Here is a 25,436-nt window from a genome sequence, read left to right on the forward strand (position 1 = left end):
GTGACCGCAGCGTCGGACGAGGTGGCCAAGGCAGTCGAGGAATGCGCGCGTTCGGCCGCGCGCGCCGCGCCATCACTCGCCGCGGTCACCGACAAAGCCATCGACACGGCGTTGACCACGATGGCCGAGCGGCTGATCGCCGAGCGGGACACCGTGCTCGCGGCCAACCAGGCCGACGTCGACAAGGCCCGCGCCGACGGTATGAGCGCCGGTCTGCTTGACCGGCTCACCATCACCGAGCAGCGGCTCGCCGGGATGGCCGAGCAGCTGCGGCTGTTGGCCAGCACTCCGCACCCGAAGCGCAGTATCCCGATCAAGGAGCTGGACGGCGGGTTGCAACTGGTCGAGCGCAGGCGCCCGGTCGGCGTCATCGGCGCCAACTACGAGGCTCGTCCGAACGTGACCGTCGACGTCGCGTCGCAGCTGGTCAAGTCCCGCAACGGTGGGGTGCTGCGCACCGGCAGTGCCGCGCTCGGGTCCGCGCAGCGGCTGCTCGACGTCGTCATCGCGCCCGCGCTGACCGCCGCGGGTATCGACTCGGACGTCGTTCAACTGGTGCCACGTCCGGAGCGTGAGGCGGCGTCCGCGCTGGTCAGCTTCCCGAACCTGGTGCCGCTGGTCATCCTGCGTGGCAGCGGCGAAACCACCCGCACGCTCGCGCGCACCGCCGCCGCCAACGACGTCCGCACCCTCGCTCACGCCGACGGCGGCGGGGTGCTGTACGTCGACAAGGCCGCTGACCTGGAGAAGGCGCGCGAGTTGGTCTCCGACAGCCTGGATCGGCTTGGTGTCTGCAATCGGCTGAACCTGCTGCTCATCGACACCGCGATCTACGACACCGCGTGGCCGGTGCTGTCCGAAGCGCTCGCCGAGCGCGAGGTGACCGCGTCGTTACCACCGCACGACCACCCGATCGGGTACGAGTGGGCGCTGGACTCCGAGCGAGAGGCCACCGTCACCGTGGCGCGGGTCGCGGACCTGACCGAAGCGGTGACCATCGCGAACGAGCAGACGTCCGGCCTCGCGGCGGGCATCACGACCGAGGACTCTGCCGCCGCCGAGGCGTTCTTCGACGCCTACACCGGCACCGGCGTGTTCTGGAACGCGCCCACCCGGCTGCTGGACGGCTTCAAGCTGCTCGCCGTGCCCGAGACCGGCATCAACCTGGACAAGGTTCCCGGCCCGCGCGGTCCGGTGACGTTCACCGACCTGTACGTGCGCCAGTACGCGGTGCTGCCCGCCTGAGCGAGCGGCTCGAGTCTCCGATCTAACTGTAGCGGCCTGTGCTTGTCCGCCGTAGTTGAGTACGACTCAGATTGACTTTTGAGAATTCCCCGGTATAAATGCGTCCATAATCTCGATGTTCGGCACATAACCTGATGCTTCGCGTCGTATCAGACCAAGCTCCTGCAGTCGGTTGAGGTCCCGGGTGACTGTCTTGTCCTCTTTTCCTGCGTACAGTTCGGCGAGTTGCGGACTGAGGTGTCGAATTTTGCGTCGCGGCGTAGGGTCTCCAGGCTTAAGGGTGAGCGTAAGGAGTCTGCGGCGTTGTTGTGTGTTTCCCGGTGATTCGTCCTGAAACCTTTCGTGAATAAAATTGACCCAGGCGGTGCGCCGTTGCATACCTTGCACGTCGGAAATTGCTTCCCGGAGCATGTCGACGAACCCTTGCGCGGAGTACGTTACGAACCCCGAAACGTCACCGCGCTTCGACGCGGCGTCTAGCTTCTGGTAGTAGCGGCTGCGTGTGCGGTTATAGTGATCTGAAAGGAGGTTGCTGGCAACCCAGGGTACGACGCCGGAGTGGGCAAGGAGTGCGCATTCCAAGATTCGTGCGGTTCGCCCATTGCCATCTCCGAATGGATGTATCCAAGCGATATATAGATGCCCTATTACAGCTGCGAAAAATGAGCAGAAAAATCGATGATCAGGGGTCGTATCCGGGCTATCTAGCGGATTGATAAATTGGTTAAGCCAATCGCATAGCCTATCCATTAGGAATGGCACGTCTTCCGGTGGCGCGCCGCGATAGACGCTTCCTACTGTGAGTGACGTCGTGGTGAATTCTCCGGGTGTTACATGGTCATCGACGTCCAAACCGTGCAGAATCTGTGCATTTTTCTGCTTGATCCATTCCGTCGTGATCTTTAGCGGTTCACCTGATCGTGCCGATTTATCGACTTCCTCCAGTGCTGCGATCACGTTGTCGATTTCCTGTTGAAGATACTGTTGCGAAGGCGGCAGCTGCTTTCCCTCTTCGCGAATAGCATGTACCTCGTTCTCAGTTAGGGTGTTTCCCTCGATTGCGGCTGTTGCGACCGCGCCCTTCACGAGATACACGCTAGCCAACTCCCGAGCCAAGCTCGGCTGCAACGGCGTCCCGGACAAGTGTTGGCACTTAGAGAACGCCTCGCCTAGAAGAGCGCTGGTCGGACTGAACTGGGGATCATACTTGAACGTGATCCATGGGTGAGTTTCCTGGTAGCGGCGGTGTGTCACGGGGCAAGGCTAGATTGTTGACGTTATTTTGTCCAACATAACGCCCCCGGGGGGTGACCCATGGGATGTCCGGTCATCGTCAGCGGTGCGGTGGTGTGGCAAGCGATACCGGTTACGCCACGCGCTCCAGGATGGTGGTGGCGGTGACGGCGATGTCGAGTCCGACGATGCCGCCGCCGTTCTCGGCCATGGCGATGCGGGCGTTGGGGACCTGAGTTTCGCCTGCTTCGCCGCGGAGCTGCACGGCGAGTTCGTAGAGCATCATGATGCCGGTGGCGCCGATCGGGTGGCCGCGAGAGACGAGCCCGCCGGACGGGTTGACGGGAATCTCACCGTCGAGCTGTGTCGCACCCGATGCGGTGAAGGGGCCGCCATGGCCGCGCTCGCACAGGCCAAGGTCCTCGATCAGATGTATCTCGGCGAACGACGTCGCGTCGTGCAGTTCGACGAGGTCGAGATCGCGGGGTGTGAGGCCCGCCATCTGATAGGTCTGTGCCGCCGACACGACGGGTGAGCGCTGGTCTTCCCAGCTCGCGTTGATCCGGCCCCCGGCGAGTGAATGCCCGCGCACTTTGAGCGCCCGGTCCCGCACCGAGGTGGGCTGTTCGGTGAGGAAGTCCTCCGAGCACACCAGAATCGCGCCGGCGCCGTCGCCGCGTGGTGCGGCCATCGCGCGGGTGAGTGGGTCGGCGATCACTCGGTCGGCGAGGACGTCGTCGGTGCTCATCGGGAAGCGGTACTGGGCGCGGGGGTTGTGCACGGCGTTGGTGTGGTTCTTCGCCGCCGACGCCGCGATCTGCTCGATCGTGGTGCCGTAGTCGCGCATGTGTGACAGCGCCAGCAGCGCGTAGACGTCCATCGCCATGGAACGGTCGGAGCCGAACCCGAAACCGACGCCGAGCTGGTCGGCGAGACGACGGAATGGTTCCCAATAGGACTCCGGCAGCCCGCCGTTCATCCATTCCAGCAGCTCCGCCCCACGGCCATCGTTGGGGTTCATCTTCTCGACGCCGATGGCGAGCGTGAGATCCGCGCCGGACTGGATCGCCGACCACGCCCCGTTGAACGCGGCGGACGCGCTCGCGCACCCGGCTTCGACGTTGGTGATCCGCTGACCGTTCGGAAACAACCCGTCCTCGACGAGTGGGGCGAGGGTCGCCAGGCCGCGCATCGCGCGCAATCCCCAGAAGTCAGCGAGCATGTTCGAGAACCAGGTGCCCTCGATGCGATCCGGGTCGGCCAGTTGCGCGTCCTTGACGGCGGAGCCGTAGGCGTCGGCGACCAGATCGGTGAACGACCGGTCCGGATACCTCCCCACGGGTGTCACGCCGATGCCGAGAATGTAGGTGTCCCTGATGCTGGCTGCCACGGTGCACTCCTCACGATCGGGCGTGTGACGTCGTTAGCACGGTGCCCGCCGGATGCCGACCGGTAGTCGTTGAGACCTCAGCAGGACCTCGCGCGGTTACGATGCGACGCCGTGCGCGGCTGTCTCGATGCCTGCGCGCGGGACACGTGCAGATTTCAGTGAGAGAAACATAAAGTTTGACTATTTAATAGCGTATGGGCGCGTGATGCGACCGTCAAGAATGCCCAGTGTCGGGAACGCCAAATACAGCGTCGAGAGTGTCGGACACAGCGTCGAGAGTGTCGGACACAGCGTCCGGAAGGGCAGACACGACGCACGACGGCGTCAGGCCCGGCGCAGCACCATCGGCTTCAGGCGCTTGTAGCCGCGTACCGAGATCGGGCGCTTGCTGCGGAGCGCGAACTCCTCGCGGCCGGAGAGGGCGTCGGCGAGTTCCTTGTCGACCAGCACCGTGCCGGGCCGCGCGGCCGAGGTGAGCCTGGCGGCCACGTTCACCACCGAGCCGTAGACGTCACCGAACCGGCTGAGGATGCGCCCGTACGCCAGCCCCGCGCGCACTTCGGGGATGTCCTCATCCGCCTCGGCCTGCTCCGTCAACGTCAACGCGATCTCGGCGGCCTCGACCGGGCTGTCGCAGACGAACAGCACCTCGTCCCCGATCATCTTCACGATGTCGCCGTGGTGTTCGGCGACCACGCCGGTCGCCAGCCCCTCGAAGCGCTCAAGCAGCGTACTGAGCTGGTCGCGGTCGACCCTGCGGGTCATCCTGGTGTAGCCGACCATGTCGACGAACCCGACGGCCTGACTGCGGGTCTCCAGCTGCGCGTCAGTCGCCAGCGCGCGACCGGCGAACGCGGCGAGATGTCTGCGCCAGACGTAGTTCTGCAGCCGCTCGATCGCGGGCACCGCCGCCTCGACCAGCTGAGCGAACTGCTCCTCCGACTCGGCGACGTCCGGCCGCTGCTCCAGCCAGGACGTCACCAACTGCACCTGCCACTCCGCGAGCCGGGAGAGGTGATGCCCGAGCGCGCGGGTCATCGCGGTGTCGGTCTTCTCGTCGATCAACCCTGATTCGAGGAACCCGTTGGCGATCCGCGCCGCTTCGACGTCGGCGTCGGTGAACACCACCTCGTCGTCGGCGGCGCCCGCGAAACCGAGCGCACGCCACAGCATCGCGGTGCGCTCCGGCCGGACCCCCGCCCGCTCGGCGACTTCAAGCCGCGTGTACTTGCGCTCGCCGCCGAGCAGGACGGCCTCCACCCGTTCCTGGAGATCGTCGCGCTCAGCGTCGGCGGAGGCGCCGTTCTCGTCGGGGGTGTTCGTCATCGAACCTCAGGTCGTGTGAACGATCAGGACGTCGGTGTTCGACTTGCGCGCCACCTCGGACGGCACGGAACCGAGGATGCGGCCCGCGAGCGTGTTCAGGCCACGGTTACCGACGACGAGCAGGTCAGCGGAGTGCTCCTTGAGCACCTTCAGCAGTGTGGCCACCGGTTCACCTTGCACCGGCACCGTCTGCACCTGCTTCGCGCCCTGCACCACGGCCCTGTCTCGCGCGGTGTTCAGCGTGTCCTCCGCGGGCGCGGAGCCGACGACCTGGTACGCCTCGTCGCCGAGCACGTCCTGTGCCTTGTCGACGTCTTCCTGGCGCGTAGGGAAGTAGGCGCACGCGATAACCAGCGTCGCATCGCACGACGCCGCGACGGCGGCCGCACGGTCAACCGCCGCGTAGGAAGACCGTGAACCATCCGTACCGACAACAATGGTCTTGTAGGCGACCATGAAGCTCCTCCTGTGTCCTGGGCGTGCCGCATTACGCGGATCGGGGTACCCGCGCCGGTGGCCTTCGGCGGGTCCTGCTCGTCAGCAGAGACTAGCGGTATGGGCCGCCTTGTGCTGTTCGGACAACGACTCCGCGCGTGTCAGGTTGCGATCATGGGGCGAGCGTTGTCACCACTGGACAAATCCGCTGGTGCGGGGTGTGTTCAGCGCGCGACGCCTGGCTGTTCGGAACTGCCGTTGACGGACGCCGACCGCTCCTGCGGGGATTGCCGCTCGCCGGTGACGGCGGCCGCGACGCCGTTGGCCTGTTGCCCGTTCGCGACGCGTTCCGCTTCGGCGTTGCCGGTGCGCTCCGCGTCGGCGGCGGCCTGCGCCTCCGCGTTGGCTCCCGGCTCGTCGGAGCGGTCCGACCCGGTGGTGGCCTCGGGCCCAGCGGCGTCCGAACCGGCGGCGGGCGTCCCGTCGCCGTCCTGGGTGTCGCCCGTCCGCGCGCTACCGCCGTCCGTGCCAGCGCCTTCCGTGTCGTCGCCCGCGACCTCATCGTGCTTGCCCGCGGTGGTCACCGCCTTGTTCAGCAGCCCGTCGGCATCCGAGATGACCGAACGGATCGCCTTGATCTGGCCCGCGATGTCGTCGCGCAATGCCCGCATCTCTTCCACGCGGTTGGCCGCGTAGTTGATCCTGCGGTTGGCCGTCTCCGTCGCTTCGGTAAGCCTGCGGTTGGCCTCTTCGGTCGCTTCGGCGATCCGAGCCTTGGCCTCGGCGATGGACTCCTGCTTGCGGCGGTTGGCGTCCTCGACGGACTCCTTGTGCCGCTTCTCGACGTCCGCCTTGTGCTCGGCCTGCTCCTGCGCGATCTGGTCGCGGATGCGCTTGGCCTCCTCAGTGGCTTCACGCAACCGGCGCTCGGCCTCCGCCTTGCTGGCGGCCTCCTGCTCGGCGAGCTGGCGCATGGCCTCGGAACGCCGAGTCGCCATCGCGATCTCGAAGTCCTCCTCGACCTTGGTGCGGCGTTCCTCCGCCTCGAGGTCGAGTTGCAGCCGCTCCTCCTGCGCCTGGTTCAGGATTTCCTGCGCCTCGGCGCGCGCCTTGTCCATCACCTCGCGGTGCTCGTTCTCCATGTCCTGCCGCCGCGCGTCGAGGTCGGCGAGCAGCTGGTCGTAACGAGTCCGCATGGCGGTGGCGTCGGACTCGGCCTTCGCCCTGATGTGGCTGGCCTCGGCCTCCGCCCTCGCCCTGGTGTCGGACGCCTCATCCTGCGCCCGCCGCACCATCCTGCGCAGCCGCGCCGAGAGACCTTCGATCTCGGTCGGTGGCAGCGACAGCGTCTCGACCTCGCTCTTGAGGTCGTTGATCTCGGTGCGGGCCATCTCCAGCTGCCGGGCGAGGTCACCCGCCTGCGAGATGGCCGCGTCCCGGTCGGACGTGATCATCTTCAGGTTGGCGTCGAGCTCCTCAAGGTGCTCGTTCACCTGACTGGGGCTATAGCCCCGCCGGACCACATCAAAGCCCGCACCGAGTGGTACCAGGTCCTGTTCCTCGCCGAGACTCATGGCGACACGCTACCTCGTTACGTTCTGCTATATCACCCGGCGGTGGCGGATTCATGCCCGTCAGGGCGTTTACACGCCTCGGAACCGGTTGATCTCCGCCACGTGGCGTTCCCGCTTCTCTGGGTCGGCAACCCCGAGTCCTTCCTCTGGTGCGAGGCACAGCACGCCGACCTTGCCCTGGTGTGCGTTGCGATGCACGTCCAGCGCGGCTTGCCCGGTCTCCTCAAGCGAGTACGTCTTCGACAGCGTCGGGTGGATCAGACCCTTGTCGATCAGTCGGTTCGCCTCCCACGACTCGCGATAGTTCGCGAAGTGCGAACCGATGATGCGCTTGAGGTTCATCCACAGGTAGCGGTTGTCGTAGGTGTGCATGTAGCCGGACGTCGATGCGCACGTGACGATCGTGCCGCCCTTGCGCGCGGCGTAGACGGACGCGCCGAACGTCTCCTTGCCGGGGTGTTCGAACACGATGTCCGGGTCCTCACCACCGGTGAGTTCGCGGATCTTCTTGCCGAAGCGGTTCCACTCCTTCGGGTCCTGTTCGGTATCGGACTTCCAGAAGCGGTAGCCCTCTGCGTTGCGGTCGATGATGTGCTCGGCGCCCATCGCCCGGCAGATCTCGGCCTTCTCCTCGCTGGAGACCACGCACACCGGGATCGCGCCGCCGTTGAGCGCGTACTGTGTGGCGTAGGAACCGAGCCCGCCAGAGGCGCCCCAGATCAGCACGACGTCGCCTTGCTTCATGTCAGCGCCGTTGCGCGAAACCAGTTGCCGATACGCCGTCGAATTCACTAGACCGGGTGACGCCGCTTCCTCCCACGTCAGGTGCGCGGGCTTCGGCATCAGCTGGTTCGACTTGACCAGCGCGAGTTCGGCCAGCCCACCGAAGTTGGTCTCGAAGCCCCAGATGCGCTGCTCGGAGTCCAGCATCGTGTCGTTGTGCCCGTCCGGCCCTTCCAGCTCGACCGAGAGGCAGTGCGCGACGACGGCGTCGCCCGGTTTCCAGTTGTGCACGCCGGGGCCGGTGCGCAGCACAACGCCCGCCAGGTCGGAGCCGACGACGTGATAGGGCAGGTCGTGGCGCTTGGCCAGCGGCGACGTCTTGCCGTAGCGCTCGAGGAACTTGAACGTCGGCAGCGGCTCGAAGATCGACGTCCACACTGTGTTGTAGTTGATCGCGCTGGCCATGACGGCGACCAGGGCCTCGCCCGGCCCGAGTTCGGGGGTCGCGACGTCGTCGACGTGCAGCGACTTGCGCGGGTCCTTGTCGCTGCTTGGCATCCCGTCGAACATGTCGACCTCGTCGGCGTGCACGGTGACGCCCCGGTAGTGCTCGGGGACGTCGAGAGAGCCGAGGGCGTCGAACTCGTTCGCGAGAATGGCGTCAAGGATGGGCTGCACCATGAAGGCCTCCGTGGCTGGCGTGGGCGGCGGCTGCTGAGTTCCTTCCGGGATTGAACCATGGACGGGCGCCGGAAGCTACTGGTCAGTAATGCTGGTTTGGGCCGTCCGTGTCACCGGGTTGTGTTACGGCGACAACTCCCGTCCTTGTCCGTGTTGTGATCCAACAGGGCCCGCTTTGACCTGGCAAATCACGCATAACAGGCGGATCATGGGTGTAGCGACACACGACACTTCGGAGGTGATTGGCGATGTCGCAGTCGGTTAAGGCATGGACACGGCCGCACGACTGGGCCGAGGTGGTGCTCGGGGTGGTGCTCGCGCTGTCCCCGATCGTGGTCGAGACGTCGGCGGCCGCGGCGTGGACGATGGTCATCCTCGGTGTGCTCATCGCGGTAGACGGGCTCGTCTCGCTGGCCATGCCCGGCATGGTCTACGGCGAATGGGCGCAGCTCGTGCTCGGTGTGCTGGTGTTCATCTCCCCGTGGGTCATGGGTTACGCCGACCTGACCGGGGCCGCGTGGACGTCGTGGGTGATCGGTGTGCTGACCGTCGCGGCAGGCGCGTCGGCGCTGCCTGTCGCCACCAGCGCCCACCGCACCGCGGGTCAGCACTGAACACGCCAACGGGCTGAACGCGCGGGTCAGCACGGCGCGTCAGCCCGCACGGCGTAGCTAGAGCCCGAGGTCAGTGGGCGGCGGGCTCGACCAGTTCCACGAGCACGCCGCCCGCGTCCTTGGGGTGTACGAAGTTGACCCTGCTGCCCGCTGTGCCTTGCTTGGCCTCCGGGTACAGGAGCCGCAGGCCGTTGTCTCGCAGTGTCTTGGCCGCCGCGTCGATGTCGGCCACTCGGTAGGCGAGCTGCTGCAGGCCGGGACCGCTGCGGTCGAGGAACTTGCCGATCGTGGACTCCGGCGTCAGCGGGGCGAGCAGCTGGATGGCGGTGCCGTCCTCGTCGCCGGGGGCGTGCAGCATGGCCTCCCGCACGCCCTGTTCCTCGTTGGTCTCGATGTGTGTTGCCCCCAGCCCGAAGTTGTCGCGGTAGAACGCGATCGCCTCATCCAGGTCGGGCACCGCGATGCCGACGTGGTCGATGGCGGTGACTAGGGGAGTGATGTCTCGCAGCGCGTCGTTCATGGTTGTCAGGTTATCCCTACGGGTTGCCCACGCCTGTCGGATTGTCCCACCGGTTACCGGAAGCGGTCGTGCTCACGGATGCTTCGTGCCGCCGTTCGCTACCGGTATGGTCGCTAGGAGGAGCACGCAGAGACTTGGAGGCTAGTTGTGGCCGGATCCGTGATTGTTGGTGCCGCTCGCACCCCGATCGGACGTCTACTGGGGTCGTTGAAGGATTTCTCGGGCGCGCAGCTCGGTGGGGTCGCCATCAAGGCGGCGCTGGAGCGCGCCGGGGTCTCACCCGACGCGGTCCAGTACACGATCATGGGTCAGGTGCTGACCGCTGGAGCCGGTCAGATCCCCGCCCGCCAGGCCGCCGTGAACGCGGGCATCCCGATGGACGTCCCGGCGCTGACGGTGAACAAGGTCTGCCTGTCCGGCCTTGACGCCATCGCGCTCGCCGACCAGCTCATCAGGGCGGGCGAGTTCGACATCGTCGTCGCCGGTGGTCAGGAGTCGATGACGCAGGCTCCGCACCTGCTGCCGAAGTCGCGCTCCGGATTCAAGTACGGCGACACGACGCTGGTCGACCACATGGCCTATGACGGCCTGTTCTGCGCGTTCGACCAGGTCGCCATGGGCTCGTCGACCGAGAAATACAACTCCCGCTACGGCCTGAACCGCGATGAGCAGGACGCCTTCGCCGCCGCCTCGCACCAGAAAGCCGCGGCCGCCATCGCCGAGGGGCGGTTCGAGGCCGAGCTGGCGCCGGTGTCCATCCCGCAGCGCAAGGGCGAGCCGACGACGTTCACCACCGACGAGGGGGTACGGGGCGATACCACCGCCGACGGCCTGGCCAAGCTGCGCCCGGCGTTCTCCTCCGACGGCACCATCACGGCGGGTTCGGCCTCGCAGATCTCCGACGGTGCCGCCGCTGTCGTCGTCATGAGCGCCGCGAAGGCCGCCGAGCTTGGCGTCGAGCCCTTGGCGGAGATCGGCGCGCACGGCGTCGTCGCCGGCCCGGACGCCAGCCTGCACGAGCAGCCCGCCAACGCCACCAAGGCCGCGCTGGCCAAGCAGGGCATCGACATCGGTGCGGTGGACCTGCTGGAGATCAACGAGGCGTTCGCCGCCGTCGGTCTGGTGTCCACGCGCGAGCTGGGAATCGCCGAGGACAAGGTCAACGTCAACGGTGGCGCGATCGCCCTCGGTCACCCGATCGGGGCGTCCGGTGCTCGCCTGATCGTGCACCTGGTGCACGAGCTGCGTCGCCGTGGTGGCGGTACCGGTGTCGGCGCCCTCTGCGGTGGCGGTGGCCAGGGCGACGCGCTCGTCGTCCGCGTGCCGTAACGCTTGCTCCGCTGCCCTGACCAGCCCTGGCCCGCCGCGTACCGGAAAGGATTTCGTGACCTCGCTGGACATCGAGGACCTGGTTGGCCATGCCCGTGAGGGGCAGCCGCGCGCGGTGGCGCGGCTGCTCTCGCTGGTCGAGGACGCCCACCCCGCGTTGCGTGACGTGTTGCGGGAGCTGACCCCGCACATCGGTAACGCGTGGGTGATCGGCTTGACCGGGCCGCCCGGTGTTGGCAAGTCCACGACGACGTCGATGCTGCTCGGCGCGTTGCGGGCGCGGGGCAAGCGGGTCGCGGTGCTGGCGATCGACCCGTCGTCGCCGTTCTCCGGTGGAGCGCTGCTCGGTGACCGAATCCGGATGACCGAGCACGCCACCGATGAGGGCGTGTTCATCCGTTCGATGGCGACGCGCGGCCATCTGGGTGGCCTCACGTTGGCGACGCCGCAGTCGGTGCGTGTGCTCGACGCGGCGGGTTTCGACGTCGTGCTGATCGAGACCGTTGGCGTCGGTCAGTCCGAAGTGGACGTGGTCACGCTCGCGGACTCGGTCATGGTGCTGCTCGCGCCAGGCATGGGTGACGGCATTCAGGCCGCGAAGGCGGGCGTGCTCGAGATCGCGGACCTGTTCGTCGTGAACAAGGCCGATCGCGACGGTGCCGACGCCACGATCAAAGACGTCAAGAACATGATCGCGCTCAGTCGCAGGGGAGTTCGTGGTGCCTCGTGGCGACAGCCGATTGTGCCAACCGTCGCTACTACCGGCGACGGTGCCGACGACCTGATGGGCGCTCTCACCGAGCACTGGGAGTGGTTGGAGTCCAGCGGCGAGCTCACCCGACGACGCCTCGCCCGCGCACAGACCGAGGTTGAGGCGATAGCGATGCGGCAGCTCCGCGCCGAGCTCGCCGACCTGCGCGGCGGTGAGGCACTGGAGTTGCTGAGCAAACGGGTGGTCGATGCGGAGATCGACCCGTACTCGGCCGCCGACGAGTTGCTGGCCGCGTTACGGGACTGACAGTGCGTCGCTGATCCGCTAACAGAGCATCACATGTCGACGAGAGGGGAGACCATGAGCGCACAGCGGTTGCGCGCCCTGCACGTACCCGGTGATCCGCTGGTGCTGCCGAATGCCTGGGACGCCGACACCGCTCGGCTTGTCGTTGACGCTGGGTTCCCGGTGGTCGCGACCAGTTCGGCCGCCGTCGCCGCCTCGTTGGGTTATGCCGATGGCGAGCAGGCGTCACCGGACGAGATGTTCGACGTCGCGGCTCGGATCACCGCGGCTGTCGACGTCCCGCTGACCGTCGACGTCGAGTCCGGCTACGGGCTGTCGGCGCTGGAGTTGTCTGACCGGCTGGCCGAGACGGACGCCGCCGGATGCAACATCGAGGACACCGACCAGCAGGAGGGCAGGCGGCGTTCCGCCTCGGAGAACGCCGCGTTTCTAGCGGGGTTGAAGGAGCACTCCGGTGACCTGCTGGTCGTGAACGCCAGGATCGACTCGTTCCTTGACGCTCGTGGCGTCGAGGAGGAACGCGCCGCTCTGCCGGACGCCATCGAACGGGCCCGCGCCTACCTGGACGCGGGCGCCGACTGCGTGTATCCGATCCATGTTCGCTCCGCTGAGGTGCTGGGCGAGTTCGTGTCCGCGGTGAGCCCGGCGCCGGTGAACGCGACGTACCTGCCCGACGGACCAGACCTGGCGATGCTCGCCAAACTTGGCGTCGCACGGGTGTCGCTGGGTACCGGGCTGTGGCGGCTGGCCCAGGCCCGGATCTCCGGTGCGCTGTCCGCCCTGGCGGAGGGCACGTCGCCGTTCTAAGCCCCGGGCACGTCGTACTCGCCTCGTGTGATCACCTCGCGAAGACGTAGGGCTTGAGCGGGGGTTCGGCGCTGACGCGGGGATAGGTGACGAGTTGATTGGCGATGGTGTTCATGGTGCTGGCGTAGTTGCCGGGGAATTCGGCCGGGTTGACCCCGGGCATGAACTGCTGGGTGCACGCCGAGCCGGGGACGCGTGCCGGTTTCGCGGGTCCGGTGTGGGTGAGGGCGTCGATGGCGATGGCGTAGGCGGTGGGGTCGTAGGTGCCAACCGCGATGTGTTCGCTGGTGAGGTTGGCCGGGCAGACGTCTTGGATGGCGATGTTGGTGATCGCACCTCCGCCGCCACGCAGGGAGCTGGTTCCGGTGTCGTCGAGGTTGGGTTGCACGAACTCGTCGGTGCGCGTGTAGACGTTGGTGTAGGAGATTCCGGCGAAGGTCTCCTGGTGGGAGTTCATGGCCCGCACGTAGTTGGAGTTGAGGGTCTGCTGCCACAAGGCTGGTGCGCACCCCGCGATCGGCGGGCACATGGTGTTGACGGAGAGCGAGCCGTGGTTGGTCGCGGCGAACCCGATGTAGTCGTCGACCATGCGTCGGGTGTCAGGCCAGAACCGCAGCGCGAAGCGCGGGACGTTGCCGCCCTGGCTGTGTCCGAGGACGTCGACCTCGCGGCCACTGCGCCGGTACACGTGCCGGATCGCGTGCACCACGTACTCGGCTGAAACCTGAATGTCGCTCATCGCGTTGTTGGGCATCTTCACCGAGCAGTAGGGCCAGTCGAGCTTGTCCATCGCGGGGAACCAGTTCCACCCGAAGTTCTCCCGTGGGGTGACCGTGGTGCCGTGCACGAACAGCGCCACGCCGCGCTTGGCGCGGGGCGCGTCGGGGGTGCATCGCACGCTCTTGGCCAGGCGGCGCTTCGGCACGGATAGCGGGGGGCCGGGCCGGTTCACCGGGGCGAACTCCCGTGTCTCGACTGACTCTGTCCCGACAGACTCTGTCCCGACCGCGCTCGCCGGTCCCACCGCGACGAGTGATGCGCTAGCGGCGAGCAACATCGACACGGTCGCGATGGTGCCGCGCTTGGCGAATTTCATGGTGACTCCTTCAGGGATGTTCGCCAGGGCCGATGCCAAGCAACGCGCTGAACGCGGCCTCGGCCCTGTCCGCGTCGGGGACCTCGCCGGTGATGAGATCCGCATAGACATAGGACTCGGCGATACGGGTGATGACGTAAGCGAGATCGTGAATGGGCAGGGGGTAGCTCAGGCCACTGGCGGCCTTCTCCTGTGCCAGAAAGGTTTCGATCTCGGCGACCAGCCGGTGCTGGAACTGGGTCGCCCTTGTGGTGAGCAGCCGCAGGGCACGCCGCTGTTCTCGACGCATGTACGCGACGAAGAAGTCCGCGTCGATGACCGCTCGGACGAAACGAGTGATCGCGTCGACGATCCGTTCCGGCCCGGTCCCGTTGGCCTCGGCGACGGCTCTATGAAAGGTCGGCTCGGTGAGCGACCAGATCACTTCGGCCAGCAGTTGGTCGCGGTTACCAACCCAGCGGAACAGCGTCGCGCGGTCCACCCGCAGCTCGGCTAACAGGTGCTGCATGTCGACCTTTTCGCCTGCCAGAAATGTCCGGCGGGCGAGCTTGAACGCGGTGAGCGCATCGGGTTTGGGCGTGGCGTCCCGCAACTGGCGGGACAGCTGGGTGCCTTCGCCCGAGCCGCTACGCTCTAGTTTTGCTCCATTTGGACCAACCACGCGTGCAAGCTAGCACGATTACTTGCGAGGGTGCAATAAATCGCGAAATCGTGCGCGGCTGACTGGTCAGGATGGCGACACAGCGTCGTGAGTGAGGAACACGGCGTCGGGAAGTGGGACACAGTGTTCTGAGTGCGGGACACGGCGTCGGGAAGTGGGGACACGGCGCTCATTGGGCGCCGTGTCGCGGATCCTGCCTAGGTCAGCCGCGAAGGACCTTCGTCACCGCGTCGACGTTCGGCGGCACCGTGGCCTTGGGGCCGATGTGGTCCTCGACGGCGTCCAGGGTCTTGAGGCCGTCGCCGGTGATGAGCAGCACCGTCTCGGCGTCTGGGTCGATCTTGCCCGCTTCGATGAGCTTCTTCGCCGTCGCGACGGTCACGCCGCCCGCGGTCTCGGCGAAGATGCCCTCGGTGCGGGCGAGCAGGCGGATGCCCGCGACGACCTCCTCGTCGGTGACGTCCTCGATCGAGCCACCGGTGCGGCTGACGGTGTCCAGCACGTACGGGCCGTCCGCGGGGTTACCGATCGCCAGCGAGCGGGCGATGGTGTCCGGCTTGACCGGCTGCACGACGTCGTGGCCGCTCTTGAAGGCGTGCGAGACGGGGGAGCAACCGGTGGCCTGCGCACCGAACACCTTGTACGGCGTCGGATCGACAAGGCCGACCTCGCCGAGCTCCTTGAAGCCCTTGTCGACCTTGGTGAGCTGCGAGCCGGACGCGATCGGCACCACGATCTGCTCCGGGATGCGCCAGCCGAGCTGCTCGGCGACCTCGTAAGCCAGCGTCTTCGAGCCCTCGGAGTAGTACGGCCGGACGTTGACGTTGACGAACGCCCAGGTCTCGTTCTCGGCGGCGAGTTCGGTGGCCAGGCGGTTGACGTCGTCGTAGTTGCCGTCGATGGCGATCAGCGAGCCGTCGTAGACGGCCGTGGTCAGCACCTTGGCGCGTTCCAGCGAGGACGGGATCAGCACGACCGAGTCCCAGCCCGCGCGAGCAGCGGCGGCGGCGACGGCGTTGGCGAGGTTGCCGGTGGACGGGCAGGCCAGCACCTGGAAGCCGAACTCGCGGGCGGCGGCGAGCGCGACGGCGACGACGCGGTCCTTGAACGAGTGCGTCGGGTTGCCGGTGTCGTCCTTGACCCAGATCCGCTTGACGCCCAGCTCAGCGGCCAGCCGGTCGGCGCGGATCAGTTTGGTACAGCCGGGCTCGGTGTTCGGGATCTCCTCGACGTTCGACGGCACCGGCAGCAGTCGCTTGTAGCGCCAGATGTTGCGCGGGCCCGCCTCGATCTCTTCGCGGGTGATCCGACCGAAGTCGTAGGCGACCTCGAGCGGGGAGAAGTCCTCGGCGGAAACGAACTCGGGGGCGAGCGGCTGGCGGTGGCCCTCTTCCTTGGACACGAGCTCGACGGCGGGACCGAGATCCACATCCGAGCCGGAGCGAAGCGTGCTGGGGGCGCCGAAGGTTGTTGTCATGCGAGGTCCTCTCCTCATCTGTCCCACTACTGGGCCGGAATTGGCACCGATGTCGTCAGCTACCTCGCTGGATCGAGATGACGGGCTGACGCCGGTTGCCGGGGCTTCGCAGGGCCGTTCCCTCTGCCCCTCTGGATGAGCGGTATTCAGTTGTGCGCCGCTGTGGGCGTCTGGCAGTACACGTTACGGTACGCGGCATCGGTCGCGCCATGCGGTGCCAGGCTCTGTCGACGTGGGTCCCGCCACAGTTGATGTTGAGGCGGCTGGGACGACGTCTCCGTCTAGGTCGTAGATTGGGCGCGTGAGCTCCGCCGCGAAGTCCCAGAAGACGTCGAAGGACACCGCGCCGCTGCACCTCGTGCTCGGTGACGAACCGCTGCTGGTGGAACGGGCGGTGCGGGCCGCCATCGAGGCCGCGCGCGCCGTGGACCCGACGTCTGAGGCGACGACGTTGCGAGCGTCCGAGCTGACCGCGCCGGTGCTGCTCGAACTGGCCAGTCCCACGCTGTTCAGCGAGGGCAGGATCATCGTGATCGAGGCGGCGCAGGACATCGGGCAGGACACGGCGGACGCGCTCCAGTCGTATCTCGCGGACCCGGCCGATGGCGTCACGCTGATCGTGGTGCACAGCGGTGGCGGGCGCAGCAAGGCGGCCAAAGACCTGCCGAAGGCACTGCGAAAGGCGGGTGCGGCGGTCGCCGAGTGCAACAAGCTCACGAAGCAGTCGGACCGGGAGTCGTTCGTGCGCGCCGAGGTGAAGCGCGCCGGTGGCGGCATCGACGCGGGCGGAGTGAGCGCGCTGCTCGACGCCGTCGGGTCTGATCTGCGGGAACTGTCCGCCGCCGCGTCGCAGCTGGTCGCGGACTCCGGCGGGAAGGTCGACGAGCAAGCGGTGCGCCGCTACCACCGGGGACGTGCGGAGGTCACCGGCTTCGCCGTCGCGGAGAAGGTCGTCGCGGGCGACGAGGCCGCGGCCATGGAGTCGCTGCGGTGGGCGCTGCAGATCGGCGTGCCGCACGTGTTGATCGCGGACGCCTTCGCCGATGCGGTGCGGACGGTCGCACGGGTGTCGGCGGCGGGCAGGGGCAACCCGAACCACATGGCCGGTGAGCTGGGTATGCCGCCGTGGAAGATCCGCAAGGCGCAGAGCCAGGTGCGAGGGTGGAGCACGGAGGCGCTGCGGGAGTCGATGCGAATCGTCGCGACCCTCAACGCCGAGGTGAAGGGCGCCGCGGCCGATCCGGACTACGCCCTGGAGCGGGCCGCGCTCAAGCTGCTCGCGGCACGGAACCGGCGCTGACGTCGAGCGCGTCGCGAGCGAAGACGCAACGGGTTGAAGTGTCCGGTTCAGTTGGTCGCTCAGGGGGCACCACACGAAAAAAGGGGCACGTCAGCGACGTGCCCCGTTGCGCGAACGCCGTTACAGCGATTCGACCCGCTTGGCCATGGCCGACTTTTTGTTCGCGGCCTGGTTCCTGTGGATGACGCCCTTGCTGGCCGCCTTGTCCAGCTTCCTGGCCGCGGCGCGCTGCAGCTCGATGGCCTTGTCCTTGTCGCCGGCCGCGGCCGCCTCACGGAACTTACGGATCGCCGTCTTCACCGAGGACTTGACGGCCTGGTTGCGCTGCCGCGCCTCTTCGTTGGTCCTGATGCGCTTGATTTGGGACTTGATGTTGGCCACGGGGCCGCCTCCTCATGTCTCTTCGGTGGATGTCGCGCCGCGTTTGTCTGGCCCTGCTGATGCAGGCTTCCTCCCTGGCGGAATGCCACACGGCAACGACGATCCACGGTAGCACCGGTCGCGTTCCGTCCTGCGGTGAGGTACCCAGGAGCGATACGGAACGCGCTTGATGAGAGGCACGAGACCAGATGTGCGTGATGGAGGTGGCATGGAGGTACTGAGCAGCCGGATCTTGCTCAAACCGCGCGATCCGGAGCGCAGCAAGAAGTTCTACGCCGATCAGCTCGGGCTGGCGATCTACCGAGAGTTCCCTGGTGGGACGGTGTTCTTCCTGGGCGGCGGCTTCCTCGAGATCGTCGGGCAGGGTAGCGGGGAGCCCAGTAGCGACGTCGTGCTGTGGCTCCAGGTGCGTGACTTGCCGGACACCGTCGCGGAGTTGGTGGAACGCGGTGTGCCGATCACGCGGGAGCCGAGGCAGGAGCCGTGGGGACTGCACGAGGCGTGGATCGCGGACCCGGACGGCACCAGGATCGTGCTCGTCGAGGTGCCTGAGGAGCATCCGCTTCGGGTCGACACACGCTGAGCAACGTCAGTTAAGGCGCTTGACCAGCGCTATGTGGGCTTGGCGGCGCGGAGTTGGAACGCGAGCGAGGCCAGCAGGCCCGATGGCTGCCAGGTCCAGCTCTGCACGTCGGTGAGCCCAGCGGCCGTCACCTCAGCCACGAGTTCTTGCCGTGGCAGGGGCAGCCACTTGTCGTGTGACGAGAGCACGAACCGCCCACCTGGTCGCAGCACCCGATGCACCTCCTTCAACCCCGCGGCGATGTCGTCCCACAACTGGACGTTGTTGACGCTCAGCACGACGTCGAAGGCGTCGTCGCTGGCACCGGTCGCTTCCGCGGAACCGTCGCGGACGCCGACCTTGCCCGAATGCACCAGGTCACGACACCGGTCAACGCAGGCGCGCAGCATGTCCTCCGACGGGTCGACGCCGGTCGTGTGGCGCGCTCGTTCTGCGGCGGCGCGCAGTCCGACACCAGGACCTGGACCGAGCACGAGCACGATGTCGGTCTCGGCCAACGCGGCGACGTCGACCACGTGACGCTCGGTCGCCGCGTTGCCCCGTGCCATCAATGCGCCGCCGATCCGGCCGAGTCCGCCGCTCGGATGTCCGAACGCTTGATCAAGGATGGATTGGCTCATGTCCCGAGCACATCACCGCTGGTGAGGCACCGCATCGGGGAATCGCCCTGATTCAGCCGCGCGCCATATCAGGGTCTGAGACACTGCTCGCCGTGGTGAACACAGGGGAGAGCGATCACACCTGGGAGCGGTCGAAGCAGCGCACACGGTCGCGCTACCTACTTCGATGTGTCGGTGCCCTGCTTCTTGGCGGATTCAGCCTGCTGGGGGCATTGACCGTGATGACGGTGGCCGATGCTTCGTCAGGCGGTCCAGAGGCCCATGCGACGGGCACCGCGGAGGTGCGGGAATGCATCCAAAGAGGCCCCGTGAGCGCGTCCGGTTTGGGCTACTTCTACCGCTGCCAGGCTGATGTCACCTGGGATGACGGAAGTACGAGCCGTGAGTGGTTTCCCGCTGGGCAGTTGAGTCCGGAGCACCGTGGTCAGGCGGTGCCCGTGTTCGAGCCAGAACTTCCGGAAACAGGCGGTCGTGGCAGACCTATCTCCAGCGAGCCTGGCGTGAACGACAGCGCGAAGTGGGTCACGGCCGGGATCGTCAGCGCCACGGTGCTGGGTCTTCTCGGCGTCTTCGCGCTGTTCGCCGCCGCCATGAATGCTTACTGGGTGGTCCGGCCAAGGCATCGGGCGTTCGGCGTCGCCAGTCCTGGTCGGGGTGTGTGGCGGACGATGAACGAGAACGCTGGCCGCGAACTCGGTCGGTACGATCGCGCGAAAGGTAGCTGGCCGGTCACTGACGCGGACATGGCGAACGTGCCAAAGTTCCGGCGTGAGCTCCGTGTGAAGCTGGTCAGCGCGCTGTGTTGTCTGGCCATAGCACTGCACGTGTTCACGTCGATCCCTCGTGCTGACGCGCCGCGCGCGATCGATTTCGTGTCGCCGTGGCCGGAGATCGCGCGCGCGTGGTTGGTGGGTCCGGACGGACTTGGTGTTGTTCCGCATTTTGGTGTCGCGATCGTGGGCGCTGGTGTCGCGGCATTGTTGTTCTGGATGACGTCGCAACTACGGACATCCTCGGCTCGGATCGTCCGGTATGGAATGCCATTCCTCGCCAAGCAAGGCAACCTCTCGCGAAAACAAGGTAATGAGATGCTGCGCCGGATGGCCGACGGCAGGCGCGGGGCGTATCAGCGCGGGGTCGTGTTGGCGGTCATCGTGCTAGGGCTGGCCGCATTCGCGGGGCTCCATGCGTTCGCACAGCTTCCCAGCGGAGCACCGATGGTTGTCATGATCGCGGGTTTGCGTGATGCGATCGTGCTAGCTCTGCTGGGGGCGATTCTGCTGGTCACGGTGGAACCAAAGTACGACCGGCTTAGCAGGCTATTGGCGATCCACGAAGAGATCGCTCGATCCGATGGAACCAACGCCAGCGCCGCCAAGTCGTAGGCCACTGAAGAATCTGGAAGGAGACACAGGGGAATGCAGCCCGGCTTCGATGACGCGCAGCGATGGGTAACGGACTACACCCGCCGCGTCGAGGACATTCAACGGCGAGCCGAACAGGTACAGGAGCAGATCAACTCCGCGCGAGCTCAAGCATCCAGCGCGGACGGAAGCGTTTCGGTCGTGCTGGCGCCTGGGGGACGTCTCGAGAAGCTGGATCTGTCTGCTGAGGCGATGCGGCTCGGTCATGAGCGCCTCGCCGATACCATTACCCAGACCGTTCAGTCGGCCCACGCCAACGCGGCCGCGCAGACCCAGGAAGCGCTGCGGCCGCTGGTGGGCGAGTCGGACGCCATGGATTTCCTGCGAGAGCAGATCAATGCCTCGTTCGCACCGGCGGATGACGATGCCGAGAGCGCCCGGCACCGGCGTGATGACGACGACTTCGACGATGACGACGAGGGCTTCAACCGCCCGTTCACGAGGTGAGGCATGGGGGACGGATACAAGGTCGAACCGGAAGACCTGGCAACGCACGCTGGCACGGTGGACAAACTCAGCGAGCGACTTCGGAAAGCTGCTGACAAGGGCACTGGCGTCGAGCTTGGCGTCGACACCTACGGCATTATCGGTCAGTTCTTCAGCGGCGGGGCTCGTGAGGAAATCGCCGCGGCGGGGGAGTCGATGAGGGACTACGCGGCGGGATTGACGTCGCTGTCTAAGGCGGTGAAGACCTGCGCTGAGGCGTACGAACGGATGGAAGAAGCCTCCGCGAAGGATTATGAGGCGAAGGCGAGGGGGCTCAGGTAATGCCGGAAGCGACAGCGGGGGCAGGCATCTTTGACACGCTCAATGAGACACGCGTGGACGTCGAGGCGGCAGCCAATGGCCTGAACAACCCAGGAGACTTGGCTGTGGACGGCCTGAGTCTGGGACTTGATGCGCTCGGTTTCGTCGCGAATCCGCTGAGTGGACTGCTGTCAGCCGGGATTGGCTGGCTTATCGAGCATCTGGACTTTCTCAAGGAGCCACTCGACGCGCTCGCGGGCGATCCCAGTGCCGTCACGCGGGTGGCGATCACCTGGGGTGAAGAGGTCAAGAGTGAGGTCGTCGAGGTCGCAGAGAGTTTCCGAGAGGCAGTACGGCGAGAGACCGTCAGCTGGCAAGGCGATGCGGCGGACGCCTACCGGAAACTGGCCGACGGCGTCGCCGCACAACTCGAGTCGCTGGAATCCGCCGCGCGGTCGGTGTCGGCCGCGATCCAGAACTCGGGTGTGCTGGTGGCGACCGTACGAGGCATCATTCGCGACCTGATCGCGGACGTCGTCGCCGAACTCGTTATCGCGGCGGCATCCGCGCTGGCTACCAGTTGGGCTACGTTCGGTGGCTCCATCGCCGCTTTCACCGGTTACGCGGTGGCACGGGGCGCGGCGACCGCGGGCAAGATCGCGAGCAAGATATCGAAGCTGATGACCAAGCTCGCCGAGATCTTGAACAAGTTCTCGCACCTGCGTGGTGCCGTACAGGCGCTGGGGAGGACAGCCCGGAAATTCGACGACATCGCCCAGAACCTGGGCAGGGCCGCGGGTCGTCACGGCGAGGCCGCGCGGACGGTGATGAATCGAGCTGATCAAATCAAACGTGGTTTCGCCGATAACACCGTCGGCAGGGTCCTGCCGGACAGCGTCCGAGATGCGGCTGGCCGAATCGATGAGAAGTACCTGGGAATGCGTGGCAACGACGGATTCGCCGATACGTTCAACTCGGATGCGCTGGGCGTGGGAGTCATTAAGGGCACGCTCAATGATGAGGTAAATCAGGACGACAACTACCAGACCGAGCTCGGCAAGATGGAAGCGGAGAAGCAGGAAGAGGAGCGATCCCAGCAGGGCACATGACCGGCTCCGCGGGTGCGCTGCCACACCCTGCCCGCCGCCACCTGACCAGCCGCGGGCGGCGGCATGGGACGATAGGCGGTGCACCCGCAGACCAGTCAGAGGACCACGCTGAGTGAGCACGTTCGCCGATACGACGTTTACCCCGCCGGAGCAGATCCGCAACTTCTGCATCATCGCGCACATCGACCACGGCAAGTCAACGCTTGCCGACCGGATGTTGCAGCTCACCGGCGTTCTCGAAGCGCGTGACTACCGGGCGCAATATCTGGACCGGATGGACATCGAGCGGGAACGCGGCATCACCATCAAGGCGCAGAACGTGCGGTTGCCGTGGGCCGTCGACGGGCAGGACCACGTGCTGCACCTGATCGACACCCCCGGTCACGTCGACTTCACCTACGAGGTCTCCCGCGCGCTCGCGGCGTGTGAGGGCGCGATCCTGCTGGTCGACGCGGCGCAGGGCATCGAGGCGCAGACGCTGGCGAACCTGTACCTGGCGCTGGAGAAGGACCTCCACATCATCCCGGTACTGAACAAGATCGACCTGCCCGCCGCGGAGCCGGACAAGTACGCCGCCGAGCTGTCCCACATCATCGGATGCGACCAGTCCGACGTGCTTCGGGTGTCGGCCAAGACCGGCGACGGCGTGCGGGAGCTGCTGGACGAGATCGTCAAGCAGGTGCCGCCGCCGGAGGGCCAGGCCGACGTACCGGCCCGCGCGATGATCTTCGACTCGGTCTACGACACCTACCGGGGCGTCGTCACCTACATCCGGGTGGTCGACGGGCAGATCACGCCGAGGCAGCGGATCAGGATGATGTCCACGAACGCCACCCACGAGCTGCTCGAGGTCGGCATCATCTCGCCGGAACCGAAGCCGAGCAAGGGACTCGGCGTCGGCGAGGTCGGATACTTGATCACCGGCGTCAAGGACGTCCGCCAGTCCAAGGTCGGTGACACCGTGACCTGGGAGAAGCGCGGTGCCACCGAGCCGCTGCCCGGCTACCGCGAGCCGCAGCCGATGGTCTACTCCGGGCTGTACCCGGTGGATGGCTCCGACTACCCGGTGCTGCGGGAAGCGCTGGAGAAGCTGCAGCTCAACGACGCCTCGCTGACCTTCGAGCCGGAGACGTCCGCCGCGCTTGGCTTCGGCTTCCGGTGCGGGTTCCTCGGTCTCCTGCACTTGGAGATCACCCGCTCCAGGCTGGAGCGCGAGTACAACCTCGACCTGATCGCCACCGCGCCCAACGTCGTCTACCAGGTCTACCTGGAGGACGGCACCGACTTCGAGGTGACCAACCCTTCCGACTGGCCCGCGACCAGCAAGATCGCCGAGGTCCACGAGCCGGTCAGCAAGGTCACGGTGATCGCGCCTTCGGAGTTTATCGGCGCGATCATGGAGCTGTGCCAGGGCAAACGGGGCGAGCTGCTTGGCATGGACTACCTGTCGGAGGAGCGGGTCGAGCTGCGCTACAAGCTGCCGCTCGGAGAGATCATCTTCGACTTTTTCGACTCACTGAAGTCCCGTACCCGTGGTTACGCGTCGCTGGACTACGAGGAGGCGGGCGAGCAGGCGTCCGAGCTGGTCAAGGTGGACATCCTGTTGCAGGGCGAACCTGTCGACGCGTTCTCCGCGATCGTGCACAAGGACCACGCCTACGCGTATGGGACGAAGATGGCCACCCGGCTGCGGGAACTGATTCCGCGGCAGCAGTTCGAGGTGCCGATCCAGGCCGCCATCGGCTCGCGGATCATCGCGCGCGAGACCATCCGCGCGATCCGCAAGGACGTCCTGGCCAAGTGCTACGGCGGTGACATCTCCCGGAAGCGCAAGCTGCTCGAGAAGCAGAAGGAAGGCAAGAAGCGGATGAAGACCGTCGGCAGGGTCGAGGTCCCGCAGGAAGCCTTCGTCGCGGCGCTCTCCGCCGACGCCCCCGCGGACAAGGGGAAGGGCAAGAAATAGCGCGCGGCCACCGGTCACGTTCCCGGTGACCGCGCGCGTTACCGGTTAGCTCGCCGCGGCGTCCGGCCGGACCGCCTGCTGAGTGGCATGGGTGCCGCGCCGCGTCGTGCGGGCGCAGCCCTCGCCGAAATAGCTCACCAGCTGGTGAATCTCCTCGGCGTGGTCGAGCTGCGGGCAGTGTCCCCAGTCCTCGCGCACCAACAGCCTGCTGTGCGGGACGAGGGTGTGCAGCATGGTGCCGCCCGCCGCGCGGACAAGGCGGTCGCGTCCACAGGCCACGACCAGCAGTGGCGCGGTGATCCGGTCCAGCTCGTAGCAGTCGTCCAATTCCTCGACGAGCTTGCGCGCCTGGGCGAGCCGCCACTTCGTCGATCGGTGGTCCGGGAACAACGACAGGAAGCGCCGCACGTGCTCGTCGTCGCTCGACCTCGGCGTCGCGTACAGCAACCGGGGGATGACGCTGTCGGCGACCGTACGGATCACCTTGCCCGGCACCGGGAGCGGCAGTGAGGCGTACAGCCGTAGCGGCAGCGGGTACTTTCGGACGGCGCGCACCAGCCAGGTGTCGGAGAACCCTGGCGCGGCGATCGAGGTGACGCCCGCGATCGGCAGCCAGTGGTTCTGCGCGGCGCGCAGGCTGACCGTGCCGCCGAGCGAGTTGCCGACCAGCACGACCTCGCCGTGGGCGGCCTGGTCCTTGACGACCGCGCTCACGAAGGCGTCCAGCTGCGGCAGGATGGCGCCGTCGTGCAGTTCGTCGGCCTCACCGAAGCCGGGCAGGTCGATCGCGATGGCCGACTGGCCTTCTTCGGCCAACTGGTGCAGCAGCGACGTCCAGGTGTCGGCGCTGTCGCAGTACCCGTGGAACAGCACGAAACGGGGCCGGGACGGTGACCCTGGCAGGGTCCTGCCGCGCCGGGTCTTACGGGCACGCTCGCGCCGCGGCCCGACCTCCAACACGCGGGTGCGCACGCCCGCGAAACGCCGGTGCCGGACGCGGACGGTCGCCCCGCGTGCCTGCGGGGCGCCGTTCGGCGTCGTGGGCCGCTCCGATGCGGTCGTCATAGATCCAGGTTAAACAGAAACGACCTGTTTTATGCCTACGAAACGCGATCACAAACCAGCATCGGAACGCTCCGCCCACCGTGACCTGCGTTGAGTATGGTCTCAACGAGCGACC

General features: G+C 66.7%; 25 protein-coding genes and 1 riboswitch. Of the genes, 12 read left to right on the forward strand and 13 right to left on the reverse strand.

The features are described 5' to 3' along the window. On the forward strand, positions 1 to 1,245 hold the full coding sequence (locus tag ACFQGD_RS11720) for an aldehyde dehydrogenase family protein (protein WP_345396481.1): 1,245 nt from the start codon (positions 1 to 3) through the stop codon (positions 1,243 to 1,245). Positions 1,246 to 1,311: 66 nt separating this feature from the next. Here ACFQGD_RS11720 and ACFQGD_RS11725 read toward each other — a convergent pair whose 3' ends face one another. The 6 genes from ACFQGD_RS11725 to ccrA all read right to left on the reverse strand — a co-directional run bounded on the left by ACFQGD_RS11725 (position 1,312) and on the right by ccrA (position 8,607). Next, positions 1,312 to 2,331, reverse strand: coding sequence for a Fic family protein (locus ACFQGD_RS11725; RefSeq protein WP_345396478.1), 1,020 nt, complete (start codon positions 2,329 to 2,331; stop codon positions 1,312 to 1,314). 280 nt (positions 2,332 to 2,611) lie between these two features. After that, complete coding sequence (locus ACFQGD_RS11730) at positions 2,612 to 3,868, reverse strand: thiolase family protein (RefSeq protein ID WP_345396475.1); 1,257 nt, start codon at positions 3,866 to 3,868, stop codon at positions 2,612 to 2,614. A gap of 324 nt (positions 3,869 to 4,192) precedes the next feature. Next, positions 4,193 to 5,194, reverse strand: coding sequence for an adenylate/guanylate cyclase domain-containing protein (locus tag ACFQGD_RS11735; protein WP_345396472.1), 1,002 nt, complete (start codon positions 5,192 to 5,194; stop codon positions 4,193 to 4,195). A gap of 6 nt (positions 5,195 to 5,200) precedes the next feature. Then, positions 5,201 to 5,650, reverse strand: coding sequence for a universal stress protein (locus tag ACFQGD_RS11740; RefSeq protein WP_345396469.1), 450 nt, complete (start codon positions 5,648 to 5,650; stop codon positions 5,201 to 5,203). Between the two features lie 203 nt (positions 5,651 to 5,853). Beyond that, on the reverse strand, positions 5,854 to 7,203 hold the full coding sequence (locus ACFQGD_RS11745; protein ID WP_345396466.1) for a coiled-coil domain-containing protein: 1,350 nt from the start codon (positions 7,201 to 7,203) through the stop codon (positions 5,854 to 5,856). A gap of 69 nt (positions 7,204 to 7,272) precedes the next feature. Continuing rightward, the gene (ccrA, locus tag ACFQGD_RS11750; protein ID WP_345396463.1) at positions 7,273 to 8,607 is read right to left on the reverse strand and encodes a crotonyl-CoA carboxylase/reductase; all 1,335 of its coding nucleotides are present in this window, start codon (positions 8,605 to 8,607) and stop codon (positions 7,273 to 7,275) included. Positions 8,608 to 8,855: 248 nt separating this feature from the next. On the opposite strand from ccrA, the gene ACFQGD_RS11755 reads away from it, so the two are divergent. Further along, on the forward strand, positions 8,856 to 9,221 hold the full coding sequence (locus tag ACFQGD_RS11755) for an SPW repeat protein (RefSeq protein WP_345396460.1): 366 nt from the start codon (positions 8,856 to 8,858) through the stop codon (positions 9,219 to 9,221). A gap of 70 nt (positions 9,222 to 9,291) precedes the next feature. On the opposite strand, the gene mce is transcribed toward ACFQGD_RS11755, so the two are convergent. After that, positions 9,292 to 9,741, reverse strand: coding sequence for a methylmalonyl-CoA epimerase (gene mce, locus ACFQGD_RS11760; RefSeq protein ID WP_345396457.1), 450 nt, complete (start codon positions 9,739 to 9,741; stop codon positions 9,292 to 9,294). 147 nt (positions 9,742 to 9,888) lie between these two features. Between mce and ACFQGD_RS11765 the strand changes: the two genes are divergently transcribed. Genes ACFQGD_RS11765 through ACFQGD_RS11775 form a run of 3 tightly spaced genes read left to right on the forward strand, consistent with a single transcriptional unit; the run spans position 9,889 to position 12,895 of the window. Then, positions 9,889 to 11,070, forward strand: a complete 1,182-nt coding sequence (locus tag ACFQGD_RS11765; protein WP_345396454.1) for an acetyl-CoA C-acetyltransferase — start codon at positions 9,889 to 9,891, stop codon at positions 11,068 to 11,070. 55 nt (positions 11,071 to 11,125) lie between these two features. Further along, entirely contained in the window at positions 11,126 to 12,088 is a 963-nt protein-coding gene (gene meaB / locus ACFQGD_RS11770; RefSeq protein WP_345396451.1) for a methylmalonyl Co-A mutase-associated GTPase MeaB, read from the forward strand. Between the two features lie 54 nt (positions 12,089 to 12,142). Then, entirely contained in the window at positions 12,143 to 12,895 is a 753-nt protein-coding gene (locus ACFQGD_RS11775; protein WP_345396448.1) for an isocitrate lyase/PEP mutase family protein, read from the forward strand. A gap of 31 nt (positions 12,896 to 12,926) precedes the next feature. On the opposite strand, the gene ACFQGD_RS11780 is transcribed toward ACFQGD_RS11775, so the two are convergent. The 3 genes from ACFQGD_RS11780 to thrC all read right to left on the reverse strand — a co-directional run bounded on the left by ACFQGD_RS11780 (position 12,927) and on the right by thrC (position 16,129). Further along, a complete protein-coding gene (locus ACFQGD_RS11780) occupies positions 12,927 to 13,991 on the reverse strand; it encodes a lipase family alpha/beta hydrolase (RefSeq protein WP_345396445.1) in 1,065 nt (354 codons plus the stop codon). 10 nt (positions 13,992 to 14,001) lie between these two features. Further along, on the reverse strand, positions 14,002 to 14,652 hold the full coding sequence (locus tag ACFQGD_RS11785; RefSeq protein ID WP_345396442.1) for a QsdR family transcriptional regulator: 651 nt from the start codon (positions 14,650 to 14,652) through the stop codon (positions 14,002 to 14,004). Between the two features lie 202 nt (positions 14,653 to 14,854). Continuing rightward, positions 14,855 to 16,129: a threonine synthase gene (thrC, locus tag ACFQGD_RS11790; protein ID WP_345396439.1), complete on the reverse strand. Its 1,275-nt coding sequence runs from the start codon at positions 16,127 to 16,129 to the stop codon at positions 14,855 to 14,857. A gap of 11 nt (positions 16,130 to 16,140) precedes the next feature. Next, positions 16,141 to 16,271: riboswitch (SAM riboswitch) on the reverse strand. Between the two features lie 159 nt (positions 16,272 to 16,430). Between thrC and holA the strand changes: the two genes are divergently transcribed. Beyond that, entirely contained in the window at positions 16,431 to 17,429 is a 999-nt protein-coding gene (gene holA / locus ACFQGD_RS11795; protein ID WP_345396436.1) for a DNA polymerase III subunit delta, read from the forward strand. A gap of 120 nt (positions 17,430 to 17,549) precedes the next feature. On the opposite strand, the gene rpsT is transcribed toward holA, so the two are convergent. After that, positions 17,550 to 17,810, reverse strand: a complete 261-nt coding sequence (gene rpsT, locus ACFQGD_RS11800) for a 30S ribosomal protein S20 (RefSeq protein WP_345396433.1) — start codon at positions 17,808 to 17,810, stop codon at positions 17,550 to 17,552. 208 nt (positions 17,811 to 18,018) lie between these two features. Here rpsT and ACFQGD_RS11805 point away from each other — a divergent pair, with 208 nt between their 5' ends. Beyond that, entirely contained in the window at positions 18,019 to 18,393 is a 375-nt protein-coding gene (locus ACFQGD_RS11805; RefSeq protein WP_345396430.1) for a VOC family protein, read from the forward strand. Between the two features lie 29 nt (positions 18,394 to 18,422). Here the strand turns inward: ACFQGD_RS11805 and ACFQGD_RS11810 are convergent, their stop codons facing one another. After that, positions 18,423 to 19,013 carry a class I SAM-dependent methyltransferase gene (locus ACFQGD_RS11810; protein ID WP_345396427.1) on the reverse strand — a complete coding sequence of 197 codons (591 nt, stop codon included), beginning with the start codon at positions 19,011 to 19,013 and terminating at the stop codon, positions 18,423 to 18,425. On the opposite strand from ACFQGD_RS11810, the gene ACFQGD_RS11815 reads away from it, so the two are divergent. From ACFQGD_RS11815 to lepA, 5 genes are all read left to right on the forward strand, one after another. Further along, positions 18,944 to 20,398 (forward strand): DUF6346 domain-containing protein, encoded by a 1,455-nt coding sequence (locus ACFQGD_RS11815; protein WP_345396424.1) that lies wholly within the window; start codon positions 18,944 to 18,946, stop codon positions 20,396 to 20,398. The genes ACFQGD_RS11810 and ACFQGD_RS11815 overlap by 70 nt on opposite strands. Positions 20,399 to 20,431: 33 nt before the next feature. Beyond that, positions 20,432 to 20,884 carry a YbaB/EbfC family nucleoid-associated protein gene (locus tag ACFQGD_RS11820; protein ID WP_345396421.1) on the forward strand — a complete coding sequence of 151 codons (453 nt, stop codon included), beginning with the start codon at positions 20,432 to 20,434 and terminating at the stop codon, positions 20,882 to 20,884. Positions 20,885 to 20,887: 3 nt separating this feature from the next. Continuing rightward, entirely contained in the window at positions 20,888 to 21,205 is a 318-nt protein-coding gene (locus tag ACFQGD_RS11825; RefSeq protein ID WP_345396418.1) for a type VII secretion target, read from the forward strand. Next, positions 21,205 to 22,293 carry a hypothetical protein gene (locus tag ACFQGD_RS11830; RefSeq protein WP_345396415.1) on the forward strand — a complete coding sequence of 363 codons (1,089 nt, stop codon included), beginning with the start codon at positions 21,205 to 21,207 and terminating at the stop codon, positions 22,291 to 22,293. The genes ACFQGD_RS11825 and ACFQGD_RS11830 overlap by 1 nt, the downstream gene beginning before the upstream one ends. Before the next feature lie 112 nt (positions 22,294 to 22,405). Further along, on the forward strand, positions 22,406 to 24,256 hold the full coding sequence (gene lepA / locus ACFQGD_RS11835; RefSeq protein WP_345396412.1) for a translation elongation factor 4: 1,851 nt from the start codon (positions 22,406 to 22,408) through the stop codon (positions 24,254 to 24,256). Between the two features lie 45 nt (positions 24,257 to 24,301). Here the strand turns inward: lepA and ACFQGD_RS11840 are convergent, their stop codons facing one another. Next, positions 24,302 to 25,321 (reverse strand): alpha/beta hydrolase, encoded by a 1,020-nt coding sequence (locus ACFQGD_RS11840; RefSeq protein ID WP_345396409.1) that lies wholly within the window; start codon positions 25,319 to 25,321, stop codon positions 24,302 to 24,304. Between the last annotated feature and the right edge of the window lie 115 nt (positions 25,322 to 25,436).

The sequence above is a fragment of the Haloechinothrix salitolerans genome (assembly GCF_042662605.1).
Classification (GTDB): Bacteria; Actinomycetota; Actinomycetes; order Mycobacteriales; family Pseudonocardiaceae; genus Haloechinothrix_A; species Haloechinothrix_A salitolerans.